We start from the raw sequence: 17,243 nt of genomic DNA, 5'->3' as shown, positions 1-17,243 counted from the left end.
AAGTATCTCAGACGCTCAACGCTCAATGCGCAAAGCCCAATGCTTTAAGGTTACTGAGCGAACATAAGTGAAGTCTACGTTTATGGGCTGACGAGTTCGTTTTTTTGGATACGAGGTGTTGTTAATTGCTTAGTCAGCAGGACATCATCGCCAAGGGCGATAAATACGTGATGCGGACCTACGGCCGTACGCCGATCACGCTCGTGCGCGGCAAGGGGGTCTGGGTCTGGGACGCCGAGGGCAAGAAATACCTCGACTTCGTAGCCGGGCTGGCCGTCAACAACCTGGGCCACTGCCACCCGCGGGTGGTGGAGGCTATCGCCAGGCAGGCCGGCACCCTGATCCACTGTTCCAACCTCTACTACATCGAGCCCCAGGTCCGCCTGGCCGAACAGTTGGTCAATAATTCCGCCCTGGACCGGGTGTTTTTCTGCAACAGCGGGGCGGAAGCCGTCGAGGCGGCCATCAAGCTCGCCCGCAAGCACGCCAAGAAGGTCAGCCAGGATAAGTCCCAGATCATCACGGCCTTGCAGTCTTTTCACGGGAGAACGCTGGCGGCCATTACGGCCACAGGCCAACCGAAATACCAGAAGGGTTACGAGCCCTTGCCGGCCGGTTTTAAGCACGTTCCCTTCAACGATTTTACGGCCATGGAAGAGGCCTTGACCGACGACGTCTGCGCCGTACTGCTGGAACCCGTGCAGGGGGAGGGCGGCGTCAACGTCGCCGAGCGCGAATACCTCCAGGGCGTCCGGCACTTGTGCGACGAACGCGGCGCCCTGCTGATCCTCGACGAGGTGCAGACCGGCATGGGCCGGACGGGCCGGCTTTTCGCCTACGAGCATTACGGCATTGAACCCGATATCCTGGCTCTGGCCAAGGCCCTGGCCGGCGGTTTCCCCATGGGCGCGATGCTGGCCAGGGAAGAGATCGCCCGGGCCTTTTCGCCGGGCGACCACGCCTCGACCTTCGGGGGCAATCCCCTGGCCTGCGTGGCGGCGATAGCCTCCCTTGGCGTGCTCCTCGGCGAGGACTACGTGAAGAACGCCGAGGTCGTGGGGTCCTATTTCCGCAAGCGGCTGGCTGACCTGATCGGGCGTTACCATTTTGTCAAGGAGGTCCGGGGGCTGGGCCTGATGCTCGCGCTCGAGCTTTACATCCCGGGGGCGGGCATCGTCGACCGCTGCCGGAACAAGGGCCTGCTGGTCAATTGCGTCAAGGAAAACGTGCTGCGTTTTGTCCCCCCGCTGATCGTCAGCACCGAAGACGTTGACGCGGCGATGAAGATCCTGATCGAGGCCCTCGACGAGGAAAGGGAGGCGTTGGACAGTGACGGGGCTTAAGGGGAGAGACCTTATATCCCTGAGCGATTTCTCCGCCGCCGAGATCCGGGCGGTTCTCGATGCGGCGCTTGACTTTAAAGCCGGGCTGAAGCGGGGGGAGCAGCACCGCCTCTGCGCCGGCAAAACCCTGGCCATGATTTTTCAAAAACCATCGACGCGGACGAGGGTTTCGTTTGAGACCGGGATGTTCCAGATGGGGGGGCACGCCCTCTACCTTAACGCCCAGGACATCCAGCTCGGGCGCGGGGAAACCGTCGCCGACACGGCCAGGGTGCTCTCGCGCTTCGTTGACGGGATCATGATCCGCACCTTCGCCCAGGAGGACGTGGAGGAACTCGCCCGTTACGCCTCCGTGCCGGTGATCAACGGGCTGACCGACCTCGAGCACCCCTGCCAGATCCTGGCCGACCTGCTGACCATTTTGGAGCATAAGGGGCGGCTGGCCGGTTTGAAGCTGGCCTGGGTGGGGGACGGGAACAATGTCTGCCACAGCCTGATGTTTGGGGCGGCGCTGACCGGGATGCAGATGGCGGCGGCCACGCCGCCCGGTTTCGCCCCCCGCAAGGATATCGTCGAGGCGGCCCGGAGCCTGGCCGCGGCTCATGGCGGAGCGATCACCGTGATCAATGACCCGGTGGCCGCGGTGCACGAGGCCGACGTGGTCGTCACTGACACCTGGGCTTCTATGGGGCAGGAAGGCGAACACGACGAGCGCGCGCGGGTTTTCCGGCCGTACCAGGTCAACAGCGACCTGACTAAACACGCCCGCCCGGATTTCATCTTCATGCACTGCCTCCCGGCCCACCGCAACGAGGAGGTCACCGACGAGGTGATGGACGGACCGCACAGCGTCGTCTGGGACGAGGCGGAGAACAGGCTGCACGTGCAGAAAGCCCTGTTGTCCATGATACTTTAGACTGATTATATTTCACACATGAAGGAGCAGCTTGACTATGGCGGAAAAGATCGTCCTGGCTTATTCCGGAGGTCTCGACACCTCGATCATCATCCCCTGGCTGAAGGAAAACTACGGCTACGACGTCATCGCCATGGCCGCCGACCTCGGGCAGGGCGAGGAACTGACCGGCATCAAGGAGAAGGCTTTAAAGAGCGGGGCCGCCAAGGTTTACGTCGAGGATGTCAAAGAGGAGTTCGTGCGCGACTACTGCTTTCCCCTGCTGCGCTCGGGGGCGGTTTACGAGGGCAAGTACTTGTTGGGAACATCCATCGCCCGGCCGCTCATCGCCAAGTGCCTGGTTCGGGTGGCGGAGGCCGAGGGAGCGGTTGCTGTGGCGCACGGGGCTACGGGAAAGGGCAACGACCAGGTGCGCTTCGAACTTACGGTTAAGGCGCTCAACCCCGGCCTCAAGATCGTGGCCCCCTGGCGGGAGTGGAACATCCGTTCACGCGAAGAAGCCATCGACTACGCCAACGCGCGGGGCATCCCGGTACCGGTCACCAAGTCGCGGCCCTATAGCATGGACCGCAACATCTGGCACCTGAGCCACGAGGGGGGCGCCCTGGAAGACCCTGCCAACGAGGCGCCGGACGACGTCTATCTCCTCTGCGTGCCGCCGGAGCTTGCGACGAATAACCCGCGCTACCTGATGATCGATTTCGAACAGGGCGTGCCGGTGGCCTTGGACGGCGACAAGCTCGGCCCCGTGGAACTGCTCGACAAGCTGAACACCATCGGGGGCCTGCACGGCGTGGGCATCGTCGACATGGTGGAGAACCGGCTGGTAGGGATGAAGTCGCGCGGTGTCTACGAGACCCCGGGCGGGACCATCCTCGTGGCCGCCCACCGTGAACTGGAACTTTTGACCCTCGACCGGGCCACCCTGCATTACAAGGACATGGCGGCCATCCGGTACGCCGAGCTGGTTTACGACGGCATGTGGTACTCGCCGCTGCGCGAGGCCCTGGACGCCTTTATCGACGTCACCCAGCGGACGGTCACCGGTTCGGTGCGCGTGAAGCTTTACAAGGGCTCGGTGCGCCCGGCCGGCGTTACCTCGCCGTATTCCCTGTACAGCAAGGATTTCGCCACCTTCGAGGCCGACGAGGTTTACAACCAGAAGGACGCCGAGGGCTTCATCAACCTCTTCGGGCTGCCGCTGAAGATGCGCGCCCTGATGGAAAAAAAGGCCGGTTTGCGTGAATAAGCAACCTGTCAATAGTCCAGACTGTTTGCTTTTCAGCATGCATTTTGCCGTCGGCACTAAGCACTTAGCACTAAGCTGTAGGATCGGGTAACCGAATCCTAACGCTCAACGCCAATGCTTAATGCCTGAGACATCTGTAGTTCGAATGCGCTAGGACACTCTACAGAAGTATCCTGTTGGAGGTTGGCAACATGTCGAAGTTATGGGGCGGAAGGTTTCAGAAGCGGGCCGACCGCCTGATGGAGGAGTTTCACTCCTCCCTTTCGTTTGACCGCCGGCTCTACCGCCACGACATCGCCGGGAGCGTTGCCCACTCCCGCATGTTGGGGAGGATCGGGGTGCTCAGCGCCGCCGAGGCGGAGATGGTCGAAAAGGGACTGGCGGCTGTCCTTAAGGACATTGAGGATGGGCGGGTGGAGTTTTCCTCCGAGACGGAGGACATCCACAGCCTGGTCGAGCGGGAACTGGTCAAGAAGATCGGCGACCTCGGCAAGAAGCTGCACACCGGACGTAGCCGCAACGACCAGGTCGCTCTCGACGTGCGGATGTACCTGAAGGACGAGATCCGGGCCGTTCAACAACTGCTGCGGGAACTCCAGGAGACGATCCTGGACGCGGCCGAAGACCACGTCGATACCGTCATGCCGGGCTATACCCACATGCAGCGGGCGCAGCCGGTGACCTTCGCCCACCACCTGATGGCCTACTTTGAGATGTTCCAGGGCGACAGGGAGCGGCTGGAGGGCTGCTTCCAGCGCACCGACGTCATGCCCCTGGGGGCCGGTGCCCTGGCCGGTACGGTCTTCCCCCTGGACCGGGAGTTTGTGGCCCGCGAACTGGGGTTTGCCGCCATTGCGGAGAACAGCATGGACGCCGTTTCCAACCGGGACTTCGCCGTGGAGTTCTGCGCGGCCGCTTCCCTGATCATGATGCACCTCAGCCGTTTCTGCGAGGAGATCGTCCTCTGGTCGTCGGCGGAGTTTGCCTTTGTGGAGGTGGACGACGCTTATGCCACCGGCAGCAGCATCATGCCGCAGAAGAAGAACCCCGACGCGGCCGAACTGATCCGGGGGAAGACGGGGCGTGTCTACGGCGACCTGATGACCCTGCTCACGCTGATGAAAGGGCTGCCCCTGACTTACAACAAGGACATGCAGGAGGACAAGGAAGCCCTTTTCGATGCCGTCGATACCGTTAAAAAATGTCTGATGGTCTTCACGCCGATGCTGAAGACCCTGAAGGTGAACCGGGAGCGCATGGCGGAGGCCGCCCGGGGCGGATTTACGAACGCCACCGACCTGGCCGACTACCTCGTTCGCCGCGGTGTCCCGTTCCGTGAAGCCCACGAGATCGTGGGGCGTATCGTTCTTTACTGCCTGGCCGAGGGCAAGGACCTGGAGGGCCTGGCCCTGGAAGAATACCGCCGTTTCGCTTCCGTCTTTGCCGAGGACGTTTATGAGGCTGTTAATCTTGAAACCGTGCTTGCCGCCCGCCGTCTCCGCGGAGGCCCGGCGCCCGAAACGGTCCGGTCAGCAATTGCCAAAGCCAGAGAGAGAATCTGAAACTTGTGAAAAAGGGGCATACGTGAGTCTAGGAAGGCCTGCGCGAGGTTGAGCAGGCCTTCGCTAATTAGAGGACAAGTTTGCCATTATCTGATAATTGCCTTTTGAACCCGACATGCAGTTTGATAGAAGTAGTAAAATACTGTACTTCTGTGCAGGGAGAGGAGGCGTCCGAATCGATGAGAATCTTGCGTGTGAACATGGCGGACAAGAGCGTGCGCTGGGAGGACCTTAAGCCGGAGTATGCCCTGCTGGGGGGGCGGGGCCTGACCTCAAGGATTGTTTACGACGAGGTTGACCCAACCTGTCACCCGCTGGGACCAGGCAATAAACTGGTCTTTGCGCCCGGTTGCCTGACCGGAACCTATGCTCCCAGTTCCGGGCGGCTTTCGGTGGGAGGCAAATCCCCTCTGACCGGCACCATCAAGGAGTCCAACGCCGGGGGGATCAGTGGCCAGAAGATGGCCAGCCTGGGCATTGCCGCGCTGGTTGTCGAAGGATTGCCTCAAGAACAGGGTTTTCACGTCCTGGTTATCGGCGACGGCGAGGCCCGGCTGGAGCCCGCCGGGGACCTGGCGGGCCTGGGCTGCTACGAGCTGAACGAGCGGCTGTGGGCGAAGTACGGCGAAGGCTGCGGCATTATGTGCATCGGCCCGGCCGGCGAAAACAAGATGGTCATGGCCGGAGTGTCCACAAATGACCGGGAAAACCATCCCGGACGCTATGCCGGGCGGGGCGGCCTGGGCGCGGTGATGGGGAGCAAGGGGCTGAAGGCTGTCGTTCTCCAGACCAAGCAGACTTACGGCGTGAACCCGGCGGACACGGAGAAATTCAAGGACGCCGTCAGGCGTCTCAACAGGGCCCTCAAGGAGCACGCGGTAACGGGGCAGGCTTTGCCTACGTACGGCACCGCGGTTTTGGTGAACATCCTGAACGAGGCCGGCGGCCTGCCGACCAGGAACTTCAGCGCCGGGCGCTTCGAAGAGGCGTCCAAGACGGGCGGCGAGGCGATCGCCGAGGCCGTCAAGGCGAGAGGCGGCAAGGGCGAGTGCGGCCACGGCTGTCACCCCGGCTGCGTGATCAGGTGTTCGAATATTTACCCCGACGAGAAGGGCGAGGTGCTCTGCGCGCCGGTAGAATACGAGAGCACCTGGGCGCTGGGGGCCAACTGCGGGATCGGCAATCTGGACCACATTGCCATGCTCAACCGGCTTTGCAACGACGTGGGCCTGGATACAATAGAAGCGGGGGTCACCCTCGGCGTGCTGATGGAAGCAGGGGTACTCGCGTTCGGCGACGGTCCGGGAGCCATCGAGCTGCTGGATAAGGACGTCCGCAACGCCACTCCGCTGGGGCGGGTTTTTGGCTCCGGTGCCGCCGTCGCCGGCAAGGTCTACGGCGTCCGGCGGGTGCCGGTCGTGAAGGGGCAGGGGCTCCCTGCCTACGACCCGCGCGCCGTCAAGGGCATCGGGGTGACCTACGCGACCAGCACGATGGGTGCCGACCATACCTCGGGGTACGCGGTGGCGGCTAACATCCTTGGCGTCGGCGGCAAGGTCGACCCGTTGAAGCCCGAAGGCCAGGTGGAACTGTCCCGCAACCTGCAAGTAGCCACCGCCTATGTGGACGCCACGGGCTTGTGTCTGTTTACGGCCTTCGCGCTTCTTGACATCCCGGATTCGCTGGTGGCGACCGCGGATCTTATCGCGGCCAGGTATGGCGTGCAGTTCACTGTTGATGACGCCGTTAAGCTGGGCCAGCAGATCCTGACCTGGGAGCGGGCCTTCAACAAGGCCGCCGGCTTTAATGAAGCCGAGGACCGCCTGCCTGATTTCTTCAAGACCGAGCCCCTGCCGCCGCACAACACCGTGTTCGACGTCCCGGACGCCGAACTGGACGAGGTTATGAAACCTTTCCAAGCATAACGCTGAGCACTCAGCTGTCGGCATCCAGATGCGGGCTTCGCCCGTACCAGCACTCGGTACCCGGATTGGGGGGTATGAGGCCGGCGGCGGCCAGTCAACCAACCTAGCTTTTGTAAGAACGCTCCAGCGCTGAATGCCAGTAGTCTGGACGACTGACGAAATTAACCCCGGTGGAATTCGCAAACTTAATTAGTATTCCTAAACAGGTTACCTACTACCGGCTTAACCTTTCGGGTTAAGCCTCGGGGGGTGTGCGCGGTGCGCGTCGAACTGAGGGTATTCGCCTCATTGCAGAAATACCGCCCCGACCTGGCGGGCGGGGAGCCGTTGGACCTTGAGGTTCCTGAAGGGAGTACCGTGGAAGACGTTCTGGCCGGGATCGGTGTCCCGGTAAGCGAGGTTAAGATCGTCATGGTCAACGGCCAGCAGGCCACCCTGAAGTGGCGGCTGCGTGACGGCGACCGCGTCGGAGCTTTCCCCCCGGTAGCCGGAGGCTGAGAGGATGGGTTCGGTTCGTTACGAGCGCAGCATCATCCTTCCGGGGTGGGGCCAGGCGGGACAGGATGCCCTGCGCAACGCCAGGGTCCTGGTTGTAGGCGCGGGGGGGCTGGGATCGACCGTGCTGATGTACTTGGCCGCCGCCGGGGTGGGCACGATCGGCATCGTCGACGGGGATCGGGTCGAACTGTCGAACCTGCAGCGCCAGGTGCTTTACGGCACCGGCGACGTCGGCCGGTCCAAGTGTGTCGCGGCGGCCTGCCGGCTGGCCGACCTGAACCCGGAGGTCCGCACCGTGGAGCACTGTACCCGCTTCAGCGCGGTCAACGCGGCCGGAATCCTGGAGAATTACGGGATCGCCGTTGACTGTACCGACAACCTGGGGACGCGGTACGACCTTAACGAAGCCTGTTGGCGCAAGGGCATTCCCTGGGTTTACGGGGCTGTGTCCGAGTATCACGGCCAGGTTTCCACCTTCATCCCGGGCCGGACCGCCTGTTTCCGCTGCCTGTACCCAGTGGCGCAAGAGGAAACGGCCCGGCATCCGCGAGGAGTCCTGAACGCCCTCGTGGGCACGGTCGGCGGCATCCAGGCCGGCGAAGTTCTCAAGTTGATAATAGGCCTCGGGAAACCGCTGGCCGGAAGGCTCCTGGTCTGGGAGGCCCTGCCGGCGGCCTTCACTTCGTTCATGCTGGACCGTGACCCGGCCTGCCCCATCTGCGGCACTTGAATGGGTATTGGGTATTAGGTTTTAGGTGTTGGATTTTGAAATAAGACAGGGACTCGATTAACCGAGTCCCTTGCTTTATGTTCCGCAAGTTGCGCCTACTGTTTAGCACACCCTTGTCCAATACCCAACACCTATCAGATATCGTTGGCGATGCTGCTGAGTTTCCAGGTCCCGTCTTCCTTGACGAAGACCATCTCGACCACGCCGATGCCGCCCTCGTCGTCGTAGAACTCCATGAAGGTGACAAAGCGCCCGTCGCTGCACAGCTCGTATCCCCGCTGCCTTAGGCGGTGTACGCCCCCTTCGGGGTAAGGGCAGGTGACCTTCCCGCCGTGCGACGTGTAGACCAGCCCGGCCTTTTCGATGGCGACCGTGCGAGAGGTGAGCTGCCTCATCGTCCCGAAATCCCTGCCGGCCATCGCGTCAACGAACCTGTGGGCCAGGCAGTCGACAAAGTTGCGCTGTTCCTTTTCGGCCTCAAGTCTCTGGATTTCCGCCTCCAGGCTCCGGCATCGCGCCCGCAGCTCTTCCGCTTCGTCCCCCAGTTGCCGGCATTGGTCCTTAGTCCCTGAAGCAACGGGCGTGGTGAAAGCGCATCCCGCGAGCACCGCCAGGATGGTGATCAGCGTTTTAAACAAGCTGCTCCTAACCATATCTCTACAGCTTCTTCACCAGCAATTTTGCCGAGTCGATGACCCTGGGGCCGCACCACAGGTCGACCTGGTAGACGCCGGGTTCTTCAAAGGCTACGTTGGTGCAGAAAGTGATCAGCTCGCGGACCTGGGGGTGGGGAGGGGCGCACAGGAAATGCGGGCTTTCTTTGCGTTCCCCGTTTGGCTTGATCAGCATGTAAAAGAGATTGTAAGTACGTGACTCGTGAAAACCGGTTACCCTGGTGACCATTTGAAAAGAGACGGGCTGCGCCGGAAAGGAGGGCACGATGAACCGGTCGATTTCAAGAGCGCCGTCCGCCGCGTCAAAGAACCGTATGCCGAACGATCTCAACCCGAGGTCCAGCATCTCACCAGCTCCCTGGAATCATTCTGAGAAGAGATTCCATTCTCTTCCAGGAAGTTCCTTCTCAAACTTTTCGACATATTGAGCGTTGGGCATTGAGATTAATAAGGAGAAGCGCCAGCTTCACAGGGCTTGCAGCAGAATGGCAGCCGCTATCCCCACGGCGACGGTGAGCAAGAGGTTCCTGGTCTTGGCGGCCACGGCAAAGCAGGGGATCGCCGCCAGTAGGGCATAGTTTTCCGCGGTCAAGAAAGGCCGCCCGTTTTCAAGGAGCAGTTCGGGAGCCAGCAGGGCGGCCAGCACGGCCACGGGAACGAAACTCAGCCAGCGCACAAACCCCGCGGGTATGCCGACCTTGGCGAGTACGGCCAGGGGCAGCATCCGCGGAATGTAGGTTACGACGGCCATTCCTAGGATGACCCAGATCTTTTCCATCTTTCCCACCCCGTAGCAATGCTGGCGGCCAGTATGGTCGCCAGGATAATATTCCAGTTGCCCTCGACGAGCATGGCACCGGTGATGGACAGGGCGCCGGCAATCAGGGCCGTGCCAAGCAGGAGACGGTCCTTGACCTGCACGACGAGGAGCGAAATAAACATTGCCGGTAGGGCGAAGTCCAAAGGGAGCCTGTCCAGGCCGGGAACGATCGTGCCGCTCAGCGCTCCGATTAACGAGCCGGTGTTCCATGCGAGGTATGAGGCCAGGTTGGTGCCGTACATAAAGAAGTGATGGCGCTGCCGCTGGGCGTATTCGGTGCTGTTGAGGGCAAAAGTTTCGTCGGTGATGCCCGTCCCCAGGAGGGCCAGGTCAAAGAACCGCAATCTTCGAACGTAGCGGACCAGGGAGGCGCTCATCAGGATGTGCCGCAGGTTAACCAGGAAGGTGGTGGCGATAATCGTCCACGGGTCCATGGTCGCGGCGAACATCCCTGTGGCGATGAACTGGGAGGCCCCGGCGTAAACGAAGGTCGACATAGCCATGGTCTCCCACAGCGTCAGCCCGGCCTCGCGCGCCAGCACGCCATAGGCTATGGCAAGCGCGACGTAGCCCAGCATGATGGGGACGGCTTTGCCCACCCCGTGCCGGAATTCTTCTCTTGGCGACAAAACCGGTACTTGGGATTGCATCAGTTCCCTCCGCTAATGCATAACGATTTATATTTTATCATAATCTGTCGGTGAGTTGCCCCGTCGTTTTAACGCGGTTTCTTCTATTGTCGACTGCCTTTTCGTATGCATAAATAGCAGGATGCTTGTCTGTCGAGGAGAAAATATATGCGTGTGAAAAAGAAGGGCAACGTCTACCACCTGGATTTTAGGAAGCGCAAGCGGACAGGGTCGGGCAAAACCAAAGCCAAACCCCCTTTGTACGGGGTTCTTTCCGGGCGTCGGTCTGTTAAGCCTGTTAAAAGAAGGCGCCCGGCCAGCCTCGACCCCAGGGGTAAGCCCATCCAGGCCATGTTTATTTTCGGGGTGATTGTTTTCCTTGTCACCGTATACCTGCGGCTCAGGTGACAGGAACGCCGGCGGGGCAGGAAACCCGTTTTTTGCCGGTCATGGACAGGCTTGAGGGCCAATGCAATATTTTTGCGCCACGTGCCGAATAATCCTTGACACTGCAAACCGTTCTTAGGTATACTTGCAATAATTTATAGCTCAAAGGCTGTGAAGGGGATATTCGGCCTTGTGACCGGGCCGCTGCAGAGAGCCGGGGTTGGTGAAAACCGGTGCGGGGTACAGGAGCCGCGATCACCCTGGAGCTGAAAAGTGAACGGGCGGACAGCGTCCCAGTAGCTTTCTCCGGGTTAGCGACCCGTTATCAAAACTGCCTGCTTGTTGGCGGGCTTGAGGTGGCCGTCTGATAGTGGCGGCAAACAGGGTGGTACCGCGTGGGTAGTGACCCCTCGTCCCTGGCAATCGTTTTTGGCTGTCAGGCGAGGGGTTTTGTTATCTATAGTTTATCTACGGAGGGATTGGGGCAATGGGGCTTATCATCTACCTTGACGGCGAGTATGTGCCGGAAGAGAAGGCGGTTGTTTCGGTATTCGACCACGGTTACCTGTATGGCGACGGCGTATTTGAGGGCATCCGGGCCTACCACGGGCGGGTGTTTAAGCTCCGCGAGCACTTGGTGCGGCTTTATGAGTCCGCGCGGGCCATTATGCTCACCATACCCATCGGCATCGACGAGATGCAGGAAGTGGTCCTGGAAACCTTACGGCGGAATAACCTGCGCGACGCCTATATCCGGCTCGTCGTCTCGCGCGGCAAGGGCGACCTGGGGCTTGATCCCAGGAAATGCCCCCGCCCGACTATCGTATGCATCGCCGCGTCTATCCAGCTCTATCCGGAAGAGTTTTACCGGAAGGGTCTGGAAGTGATCACCGCGGCCACGCGCCGCAACCTTGTGGACGCTGTAAACCCGAGAGTCAAATCCCTTAACTATTTGAACAACATTATGGCCAAGATCGAGGGCAGCCTGGCCGGCACCCTGGAGGCCATTATGCTGAATGCGGAAGGCTATGTAAGTGAGGCTACGGGCGATAACATCTTTATCGTTAAAAACAACGTTCTGATCACCCCGCCTGCTTACCTGGGCATTCTCGAAGGGATCACCCGCAACACCGTAATGGAGCTGGCGGCGATAAAAGGCATCAGGGTTATGGAACAGGTTTTCACGCGGCATGACCTTTATGTAGCCGACGAGTGCTTCCTGACCGGAACGGCGGCGGAGCTGATTCCCGTGGTCAAAATCGACGGGCGGGTTGTCGGGGACGGCAACCCGGGTCCGGTAACCCTGGAACTGCTTGAAGACTTTCGGGCGATGACCAAGATAAACGGGCCCGAAATCTTCCCCGAGTAGAGATCGCTGACCCGGCACTCAACTCGAAGAGCCGTTACGTTTAGAGCTACCGCCGGTCTTCGAGATGCTAGTAGGCTAAATTTGCCTGCAACTTAACTCCATTAATTGAGTGCTGGGCACCTCATGCTACGACTGTTAGGGAGTGTTCAGGTTGCGCAGGAGTCATGTGGTCCTGAAGGGCCTGGAAAAGGCGCCGCACCGCTCGCTTTTTAAGGCGTTGGGCTTTACCGACGCCGAACTGGAGCGTCCGCTGATCGGCGTGGTCAACGCTGAGAACGAAATCGTTCCCGGGCACATGCATCTCGGGGACCTGGCGGAGGCCGTCAAGGCCGGCATCCGGATGGCGGGCGGCACCCCCGTGTCCTTCGGCAGCATCGCCGTCTGCGACGGCATCGCCATGAACCACGAGGGAATGAAGTATTCCCTGGCCAGCAGGGAACTGATCGCCGACAGCGTCGAGGTCATGGCCCGGGCGCACGCCTTCGACGGGTTGGTCTTCGTCACCGCCTGCGACAAGATCGTCCCCGGCATGCTGATGGCGGCGGCCCGCCTGGATATCCCCTGCATCTTTGTCAGCGGGGGACCGATGCTGGCGGGAACGTATAAAGGGAAGAAAGTGTCGCTGACCGACGTTTTTGAGGCCGTGGGCGCGGTCAAGGTCGGGAAGATGACCGAGGCCGATCTGGCGGAGCTGGAAGAACGCGCCTGCCCCGGCTGCGGTTCCTGCGCCGGCATGTTTACGGCCAACTCGATGAACTGCCTCACCGAAGCGCTGGGGATGGCCCTGCCGCGCAACGGCACCATTCCCGCGGTGAGCGCGGCCCGCCGGCGCCTGGCCAAGATGGCCGGCATGCAGGTGGTTGAACTCGTCGAAAAGGGTATACGGCCATCCTACATCCTGACGCGGGAGGCTTTTTACAACGCCCTGACGGTCGATATGGCCCTGGGCTGTTCCACCAATACCGTTTTGCATCTTTTGGCTGTCGCCCACGAGGCCGGGGTCAAGATCGACCTCGACGTCATCAACCGGATCAGCGCCCGCACGCCTAACCTCTGCCGCCTCGCCCCCGCCGGACCGGCCTTTATGGAGGACCTGGACGAGGCCGGGGGTATTCCGGCCGTGATGGCCGAGTTGTCCAAGAAAGGCCTTATCGTTAGGGAACTGCTGACGGTGACCGGCGGCACGGTCGGGGAGAATCTGAAGGACGCCCGAATCCTGCGCAACGAGATTATCCGGGCTTTGGACGCCCCGCACTCGCCCACCGGCGGCTTGGCCGTGCTGCGGGGCAATCTGGCCCCGGACGGCGCCATCGTCAAGGCTTCGGCTGTGGCGCCCGAAATGTTGAAGCACCGCGGCCCGGCCCGCATTTTCAACGCCGAGGAAGAGGCCGTCGAGGCCATCATGGGCGGCGGGATCAGTCCGGGAGACGTTGTGGTCATCCGCTACGAAGGGCCCAAGGGCGGTCCGGGGATGCGCGAAATGCTGACGCCGACCTCGGCCATCGCCGGGATGGGCCTCGACAAGGACGTGGCCCTGCTCACCGACGGCCGTTTTTCGGGGGCCACGCGGGGGGCCAGCATCGGGCACGTTTCGCCCGAGGCCATGGAAGGGGGCCCGATCGCCGTCATCCGGGACGGCGACATGATCGAGATAGATATTCCCAACAGGTCGCTCAACGTTGACCTGACACAGGAAGAGATTGCGGGCAGGCTGTCCGAGTGGCGGCCTCCCGAGCCGCGGATCAAGCACGGTTACCTCGCCCGCTACGCCAAGGTCGTGGGTTCGGCGGCGGGAGGAGCCATCATTCAAGACTAGCCCTGGGGGAGGAAGTACGAAGTGTTGTTGACCGGAGGACAGATTCTTCTCGAATGTTTAAAGGAACAAGGTGTCGAAACCATCTTCGGCTACCCCGGGGGCGCGGTACTGCCTATCTATGACGCCATCTACGATTCCGACATCCGGCACATTCTTGTGCGGCACGAACAGGCGGCCGCCCATGCCGCCGACGGTTATGCACGGGCCAGCGGCAAGGTTGGCGTCTGCCTGGCCACCTCCGGACCCGGGGCCACGAACCTGGTGACGGGCATTGCCAATGCCGCCATGGATTCGGTGCCCATGGTGGCCTTTACCGGACAGGTGCCGACCACTCTCCTGGGTCGTGACTCCTTCCAGGAGGCCGACATCACCGGGATCACCATGCCGATCACCAAGCACAATTACCTGGTCCGGGACATCGCCGACTTGGGAAGGATCGTCAAGGAAGCCTTCTTCATCGCCGGCACGGGCCGGCCGGGCCCGGTCCTGGTGGATATCCCGCGCGATATATCGGCAGGTACTTTTGACTATCATTCTTACGAACATCCTGTGCGCCTGCCGGGTTACAATCCCAAGCTGACGGCCAACCCCCGCCTGGTGGCCGAGGCCATTCAGGCCATCGCCCAGGCGCGCCGTCCCGTGATTTACGCCGGCGGCGGCGTTATCAACGCCGGCGCGTCCGAAGAACTGCGCCAGCTGGCCGAGGCGATCATGGCCCCCGTGACCACGACCCTGATGGGACTCGGCTGTTTCCCGGGGGACCACGCGCTCTCCTTGGGGATGCTGGGCATGCACGGGGCCAAGTACGCGAACTACGCGGTCTACGAGTGTGACCTGCTGATCGGTATCGGCGTGCGTTTCGACGACCGCGTTACCGGCAAGATCGAAAGCTTCGCACCCGAAGCGCGCATCATCCATATCGACATCGACCCCGCGGAAATGGGGAAGAACGTCCCGGCCCACATCGCCATCGCCGGGGACGTCAAGTACGTCCTGCGCCAGCTGCTCGACGGGCTGATGGCCAATCCTAACCCGGCATGGGCCGAAAAGATCAAGGAGTGGAAGCGGGAATACCCGCTGACTTTCGCGCAAGGCAAAGGCCTCAAGCCCCAGTACGTGATCCGCCGGATCAGCGAGATCTGCGGGGAGCGGGCCCGCATCTGCACCGAGGTCGGCCAGAACCAGATGTGGACCGCCCAGCACTATACCTTCACCCGCCCGCGCAGCTTTATCTCGTCCGGCGGGCTGGGGACGATGGGATTCGGTCTTCCTGCGGCCATCGGCGTGCAGGTGGCCTGCCCCGGCGAGATCGTCTTTGACATTGCCGGGGACGGCAGCATCCAGATGAACATCCAGGAACTGACGACGGCGGTCAACTACGAGCTCCCGGTCAATGTTGCCATCCTCAACAACGCCTGCCTGGGCATGGTCCGGCAGTGGCAGGAGCTGTTCTACAACCGCCGCTACTCGCATACCGAGCTGAAAAACCCCGATTTTTGCCGCGTGGCTGAAGCTTTCGGCGCCGAGGCCATCAAGGTGACCAAGGAACTGGAGGTTCGTCCGGCCATCGAGCAGGCCGTTAAGTCCTCCCGGCCGGTGGTAATGGATTTCTGCGTCGAACAGGAAGAGAACGTAATGCCGATGGTGCCTCCTGGTGAGGCTATCAATAAGATGCTCGGCTAATCAGTTGTCCGTCGTCCGTCGTCAGGTGTCGGTAAATCAAGGATGCATCGGCCTAGCCGATGCCCCCCGATTTCACTTCCATTTCGCCTGCTGCCCGCTGCCTGTTGACTGACGACCGAATGGGGGAGGCATTTTACATATGCGTAGTGTGTTTACCGTCCTGGTTGAGAATAATCCGGGGGTTTTGGCCCGGGTGGCGGGCCTTTTCGCCCGGCGGGGCTACAACATCGACAGCCTGGCCGTCAGCCGCACCGACAACCCGCGCGTCTCCCGCATGACCATCGTCTGCGAGGGAGAGCAGGCGGTGCTTGACCAGGTCGCCAAACAGCTCAACAAGCTGATCGAGGTGATCAAGGTCGAGGACATCACCCAGGAGCCCCATGTCGACCGCGAGCTTATCTTGATCAAGGTCAATGCCGACGCCTCGGTACGCGGGGAAATCATGCAGATCGTCGAAATTTTCCGCGCCCACATCGTCGACATAGGGCGCAACACGCTGATTATCGAGGCCACCGGCGACGAAGGAAAAATCAACGCCATCGAGCAGGCGCTCCGGCCGTTCGGCATCCGGGAATACGTCCGGACCGGCAAGATCGCCCTGCTGCGCGGCAGTAAAACCGTTACACACGATGGGGAGGATGAAGAGTAAATGCGTGTCTACTACGATGAAGACGCCAGTCTCGACCTTTTGCAGGGGAAAAAAGTCGCCGTTATCGGCTACGGGAGCCAGGGTCACGCCCAGGCCCAGAACCTCGCCAACAGCGGCGTCGACGTGGTTGTCGGGCTGAGGCCGGGCAGCACCAACTGGAACCGCGTCCAGGAAGACGGGCTCGTCGTCATGCCGGTCGAGGAAGCCGCCAAAGCGGCCGCCATCATTCAGGTCCTCGTTCCCGACGAAGTCCAGCCCCGGATGTACGCCGAGTCGATCGCCCCTCATCTCACCGAGGGCAAGGCGCTGATGTTCTCGCACGGCTTTAACATTCATTACGGGCAGATCGTCCCGCCGCGCGACGTCGACGTCTTCATGGTAGCCCCCAAGAGCCCGGGGCGCATGGTCCGTCGCCTGTACCTCGAGGGGCGCGGCGTGCCGGGGCTGATCGCCGTGGCGCAGGACTACACCGGCCAGGCCAAGAAACTGGCTCTTGCTTACGCCAAGGGGATCGGCTGCACCAAGGCCGGCGTCTTTGAGACAACCTTCGCCGAGGAAACCGAGACCGATCTTTTCGGCGAGCAGTGCGTCCTATGCGGCGGCGTTTCCGAGCTCATCAAGGCCGGGTTTGAGACCCTGGTCGAGGCCGGGTACGCCCCCGAGATGGCCTATTTCGAGTGCCTGCACGAACTGAAGCTCATCGTCGACCTTATTTACGAGGGCGGCCTCACCAAGATGCGGCAGAGCGTCAGCAACACGGCGGAGTTCGGGGATTACCTGGTCGGTCCCCGGATCGTCAACGAGGACGTGCGCGAGGAGATGCGCGCCGTTCTGGCCGACATCCAGGACGGGACCTTCGCCAGGGAGTGGATCCTGGAAAACCAGGCCAACCGCCCCTTCTTCAACGCCATGCGCAAGCGCAACCGCGAGCACCTGATCGAAGAAGTCGGGGAAGAGCTGCGAAAGATGATGCCCTGGCTCAACAAGGAGTAA

17 protein-coding genes are annotated in these 17,243 nt (G+C 61.4%); 13 read left to right on the top strand and 4 right to left on the bottom strand.

The window, feature by feature from the left end:
• The first annotated feature begins 125 nt into the window (after positions 1-125).
• The 7 genes from ACUM6F_RS00770 to ACUM6F_RS00740 all read left to right on the top strand — a co-directional run bounded on the left by ACUM6F_RS00770 (position 126) and on the right by ACUM6F_RS00740 (position 8,223).
• Positions 126-1,343, top strand: a complete 1,218-nt coding sequence (locus ACUM6F_RS00770) for an acetylornithine transaminase (protein ID WP_426377614.1) — start codon at positions 126-128, stop codon at positions 1,341-1,343.
• Positions 1,330-2,259 (top strand): ornithine carbamoyltransferase, encoded by a 930-nt coding sequence (gene argF, locus ACUM6F_RS00765; protein WP_425620303.1) that lies wholly within the window; start codon positions 1,330-1,332, stop codon positions 2,257-2,259. The genes ACUM6F_RS00770 and argF overlap by 14 nt, the downstream gene beginning before the upstream one ends.
• A 31-nt stretch (positions 2,260-2,290) precedes the next feature.
• Positions 2,291-3,508 (top strand): argininosuccinate synthase, encoded by a 1,218-nt coding sequence (locus ACUM6F_RS00760; protein ID WP_426377613.1) that lies wholly within the window; start codon positions 2,291-2,293, stop codon positions 3,506-3,508.
• A 191-nt stretch (positions 3,509-3,699) separates the two neighbouring features.
• Positions 3,700-5,070, top strand: a complete 1,371-nt coding sequence (gene argH / locus ACUM6F_RS00755) for an argininosuccinate lyase (RefSeq protein ID WP_445348073.1) — start codon at positions 3,700-3,702, stop codon at positions 5,068-5,070.
• Between the two features lie 179 nt (positions 5,071-5,249).
• On the top strand, positions 5,250-6,995 hold the full coding sequence (locus tag ACUM6F_RS00750; protein WP_445348072.1) for an aldehyde ferredoxin oxidoreductase family protein: 1,746 nt from the start codon (positions 5,250-5,252) through the stop codon (positions 6,993-6,995).
• Between the two features lie 258 nt (positions 6,996-7,253).
• Complete coding sequence (locus ACUM6F_RS00745; protein ID WP_425620293.1) at positions 7,254-7,493, top strand: MoaD/ThiS family protein; 240 nt, start codon at positions 7,254-7,256, stop codon at positions 7,491-7,493.
• A 4-nt stretch (positions 7,494-7,497) separates the two neighbouring features.
• Positions 7,498-8,223, top strand: coding sequence for a HesA/MoeB/ThiF family protein (locus tag ACUM6F_RS00740; RefSeq protein ID WP_425620292.1), 726 nt, complete (start codon positions 7,498-7,500; stop codon positions 8,221-8,223).
• A gap of 134 nt (positions 8,224-8,357) precedes the next feature.
• Here ACUM6F_RS00740 and ACUM6F_RS00735 read toward each other — a convergent pair whose 3' ends face one another.
• The 4 genes from ACUM6F_RS00735 to ACUM6F_RS00720 form a co-directional block, all read right to left on the bottom strand.
• On the bottom strand, positions 8,358-8,876 hold the full coding sequence (locus ACUM6F_RS00735; RefSeq protein ID WP_425620291.1) for a hypothetical protein: 519 nt from the start codon (positions 8,874-8,876) through the stop codon (positions 8,358-8,360).
• 4 nt (positions 8,877-8,880) lie between these two features.
• Positions 8,881-9,243, bottom strand: coding sequence for a hypothetical protein (locus tag ACUM6F_RS00730; protein ID WP_425620290.1), 363 nt, complete (start codon positions 9,241-9,243; stop codon positions 8,881-8,883).
• A 120-nt stretch (positions 9,244-9,363) separates the two neighbouring features.
• Positions 9,364-9,675, bottom strand: coding sequence for an AzlD domain-containing protein (locus ACUM6F_RS00725; protein WP_425620289.1), 312 nt, complete (start codon positions 9,673-9,675; stop codon positions 9,364-9,366).
• Positions 9,651-10,367 carry an AzlC family ABC transporter permease gene (locus ACUM6F_RS00720; protein WP_445348071.1) on the bottom strand — a complete coding sequence of 239 codons (717 nt, stop codon included), beginning with the start codon at positions 10,365-10,367 and terminating at the stop codon, positions 9,651-9,653. The genes ACUM6F_RS00725 and ACUM6F_RS00720 overlap by 25 nt, the downstream gene beginning before the upstream one ends.
• Before the next feature lie 147 nt (positions 10,368-10,514).
• Here ACUM6F_RS00720 and ACUM6F_RS00715 point away from each other — a divergent pair, with 147 nt between their 5' ends.
• The 6 genes from ACUM6F_RS00715 to ilvC all read left to right on the top strand — a co-directional run bounded on the left by ACUM6F_RS00715 (position 10,515) and on the right by ilvC (position 17,243).
• Positions 10,515-10,754, top strand: coding sequence for a hypothetical protein (locus ACUM6F_RS00715; protein ID WP_425620287.1), 240 nt, complete (start codon positions 10,515-10,517; stop codon positions 10,752-10,754).
• A 466-nt stretch (positions 10,755-11,220) separates the two neighbouring features.
• Positions 11,221-12,102 carry a branched-chain-amino-acid transaminase gene (gene ilvE / locus ACUM6F_RS00710; protein WP_425620286.1) on the top strand — a complete coding sequence of 294 codons (882 nt, stop codon included), beginning with the start codon at positions 11,221-11,223 and terminating at the stop codon, positions 12,100-12,102.
• A gap of 151 nt (positions 12,103-12,253) precedes the next feature.
• Positions 12,254-13,918, top strand: coding sequence for a dihydroxy-acid dehydratase (gene ilvD, locus ACUM6F_RS00705; protein ID WP_445348070.1), 1,665 nt, complete (start codon positions 12,254-12,256; stop codon positions 13,916-13,918).
• 21 nt (positions 13,919-13,939) lie between these two features.
• Positions 13,940-15,601 carry a biosynthetic-type acetolactate synthase large subunit gene (ilvB, locus tag ACUM6F_RS00700; protein ID WP_445348069.1) on the top strand — a complete coding sequence of 554 codons (1,662 nt, stop codon included), beginning with the start codon at positions 13,940-13,942 and terminating at the stop codon, positions 15,599-15,601.
• A gap of 139 nt (positions 15,602-15,740) precedes the next feature.
• Entirely contained in the window at positions 15,741-16,250 is a 510-nt protein-coding gene (gene ilvN / locus ACUM6F_RS00695; RefSeq protein ID WP_425620283.1) for an acetolactate synthase small subunit, read from the top strand.
• Positions 16,251-17,243, top strand: coding sequence for a ketol-acid reductoisomerase (gene ilvC / locus ACUM6F_RS00690; RefSeq protein ID WP_425620282.1), 993 nt, complete (start codon positions 16,251-16,253; stop codon positions 17,241-17,243).

The sequence above is a fragment of the Desulforudis sp. DRI-14 genome (assembly GCF_052618305.1).
This window is presented reverse-complemented; position numbering and strand designations above follow the sequence as displayed.

Excerpts from the sequence above, each read along its gene's own strand:
- argH (WP_445348073.1), top strand. The coding sequence starts at position 3,700 with ATGTCGAAGTTATGGGGCGGAAGGTTTCAGAAGCGGGCCGACCGCCTG.
- ACUM6F_RS00750 (WP_445348072.1), top strand. The coding sequence starts at position 5,250 with ATGAGAATCTTGCGTGTGAACATGGCGGACAAGAGCGTGCGCTGGGAG.
- ACUM6F_RS00740 (WP_425620292.1), top strand. The coding sequence starts at position 7,498 with ATGGGTTCGGTTCGTTACGAGCGCAGCATCATCCTTCCGGGGTGGGGC.
- ACUM6F_RS00735 (WP_425620291.1), bottom strand. The coding sequence starts at position 8,876 with ATGGTTAGGAGCAGCTTGTTTAAAACGCTGATCACCATCCTGGCGGTG.
- ACUM6F_RS00730 (WP_425620290.1), bottom strand. The coding sequence starts at position 9,243 with ATGCTGGACCTCGGGTTGAGATCGTTCGGCATACGGTTCTTTGACGCG.
- ACUM6F_RS00725 (WP_425620289.1), bottom strand. The coding sequence starts at position 9,675 with ATGGAAAAGATCTGGGTCATCCTAGGAATGGCCGTCGTAACCTACATT.
- ACUM6F_RS00720 (WP_445348071.1), bottom strand. The coding sequence starts at position 10,367 with ATGCAATCCCAAGTACCGGTTTTGTCGCCAAGAGAAGAATTCCGGCAC.
- ACUM6F_RS00715 (WP_425620287.1), top strand. The coding sequence starts at position 10,515 with ATGCGTGTGAAAAAGAAGGGCAACGTCTACCACCTGGATTTTAGGAAG.
- ilvE (WP_425620286.1), top strand. The coding sequence starts at position 11,221 with ATGGGGCTTATCATCTACCTTGACGGCGAGTATGTGCCGGAAGAGAAG.
- ilvN (WP_425620283.1), top strand. The coding sequence starts at position 15,741 with ATGCGTAGTGTGTTTACCGTCCTGGTTGAGAATAATCCGGGGGTTTTG.
- ilvC (WP_425620282.1), top strand. The coding sequence starts at position 16,251 with ATGCGTGTCTACTACGATGAAGACGCCAGTCTCGACCTTTTGCAGGGG.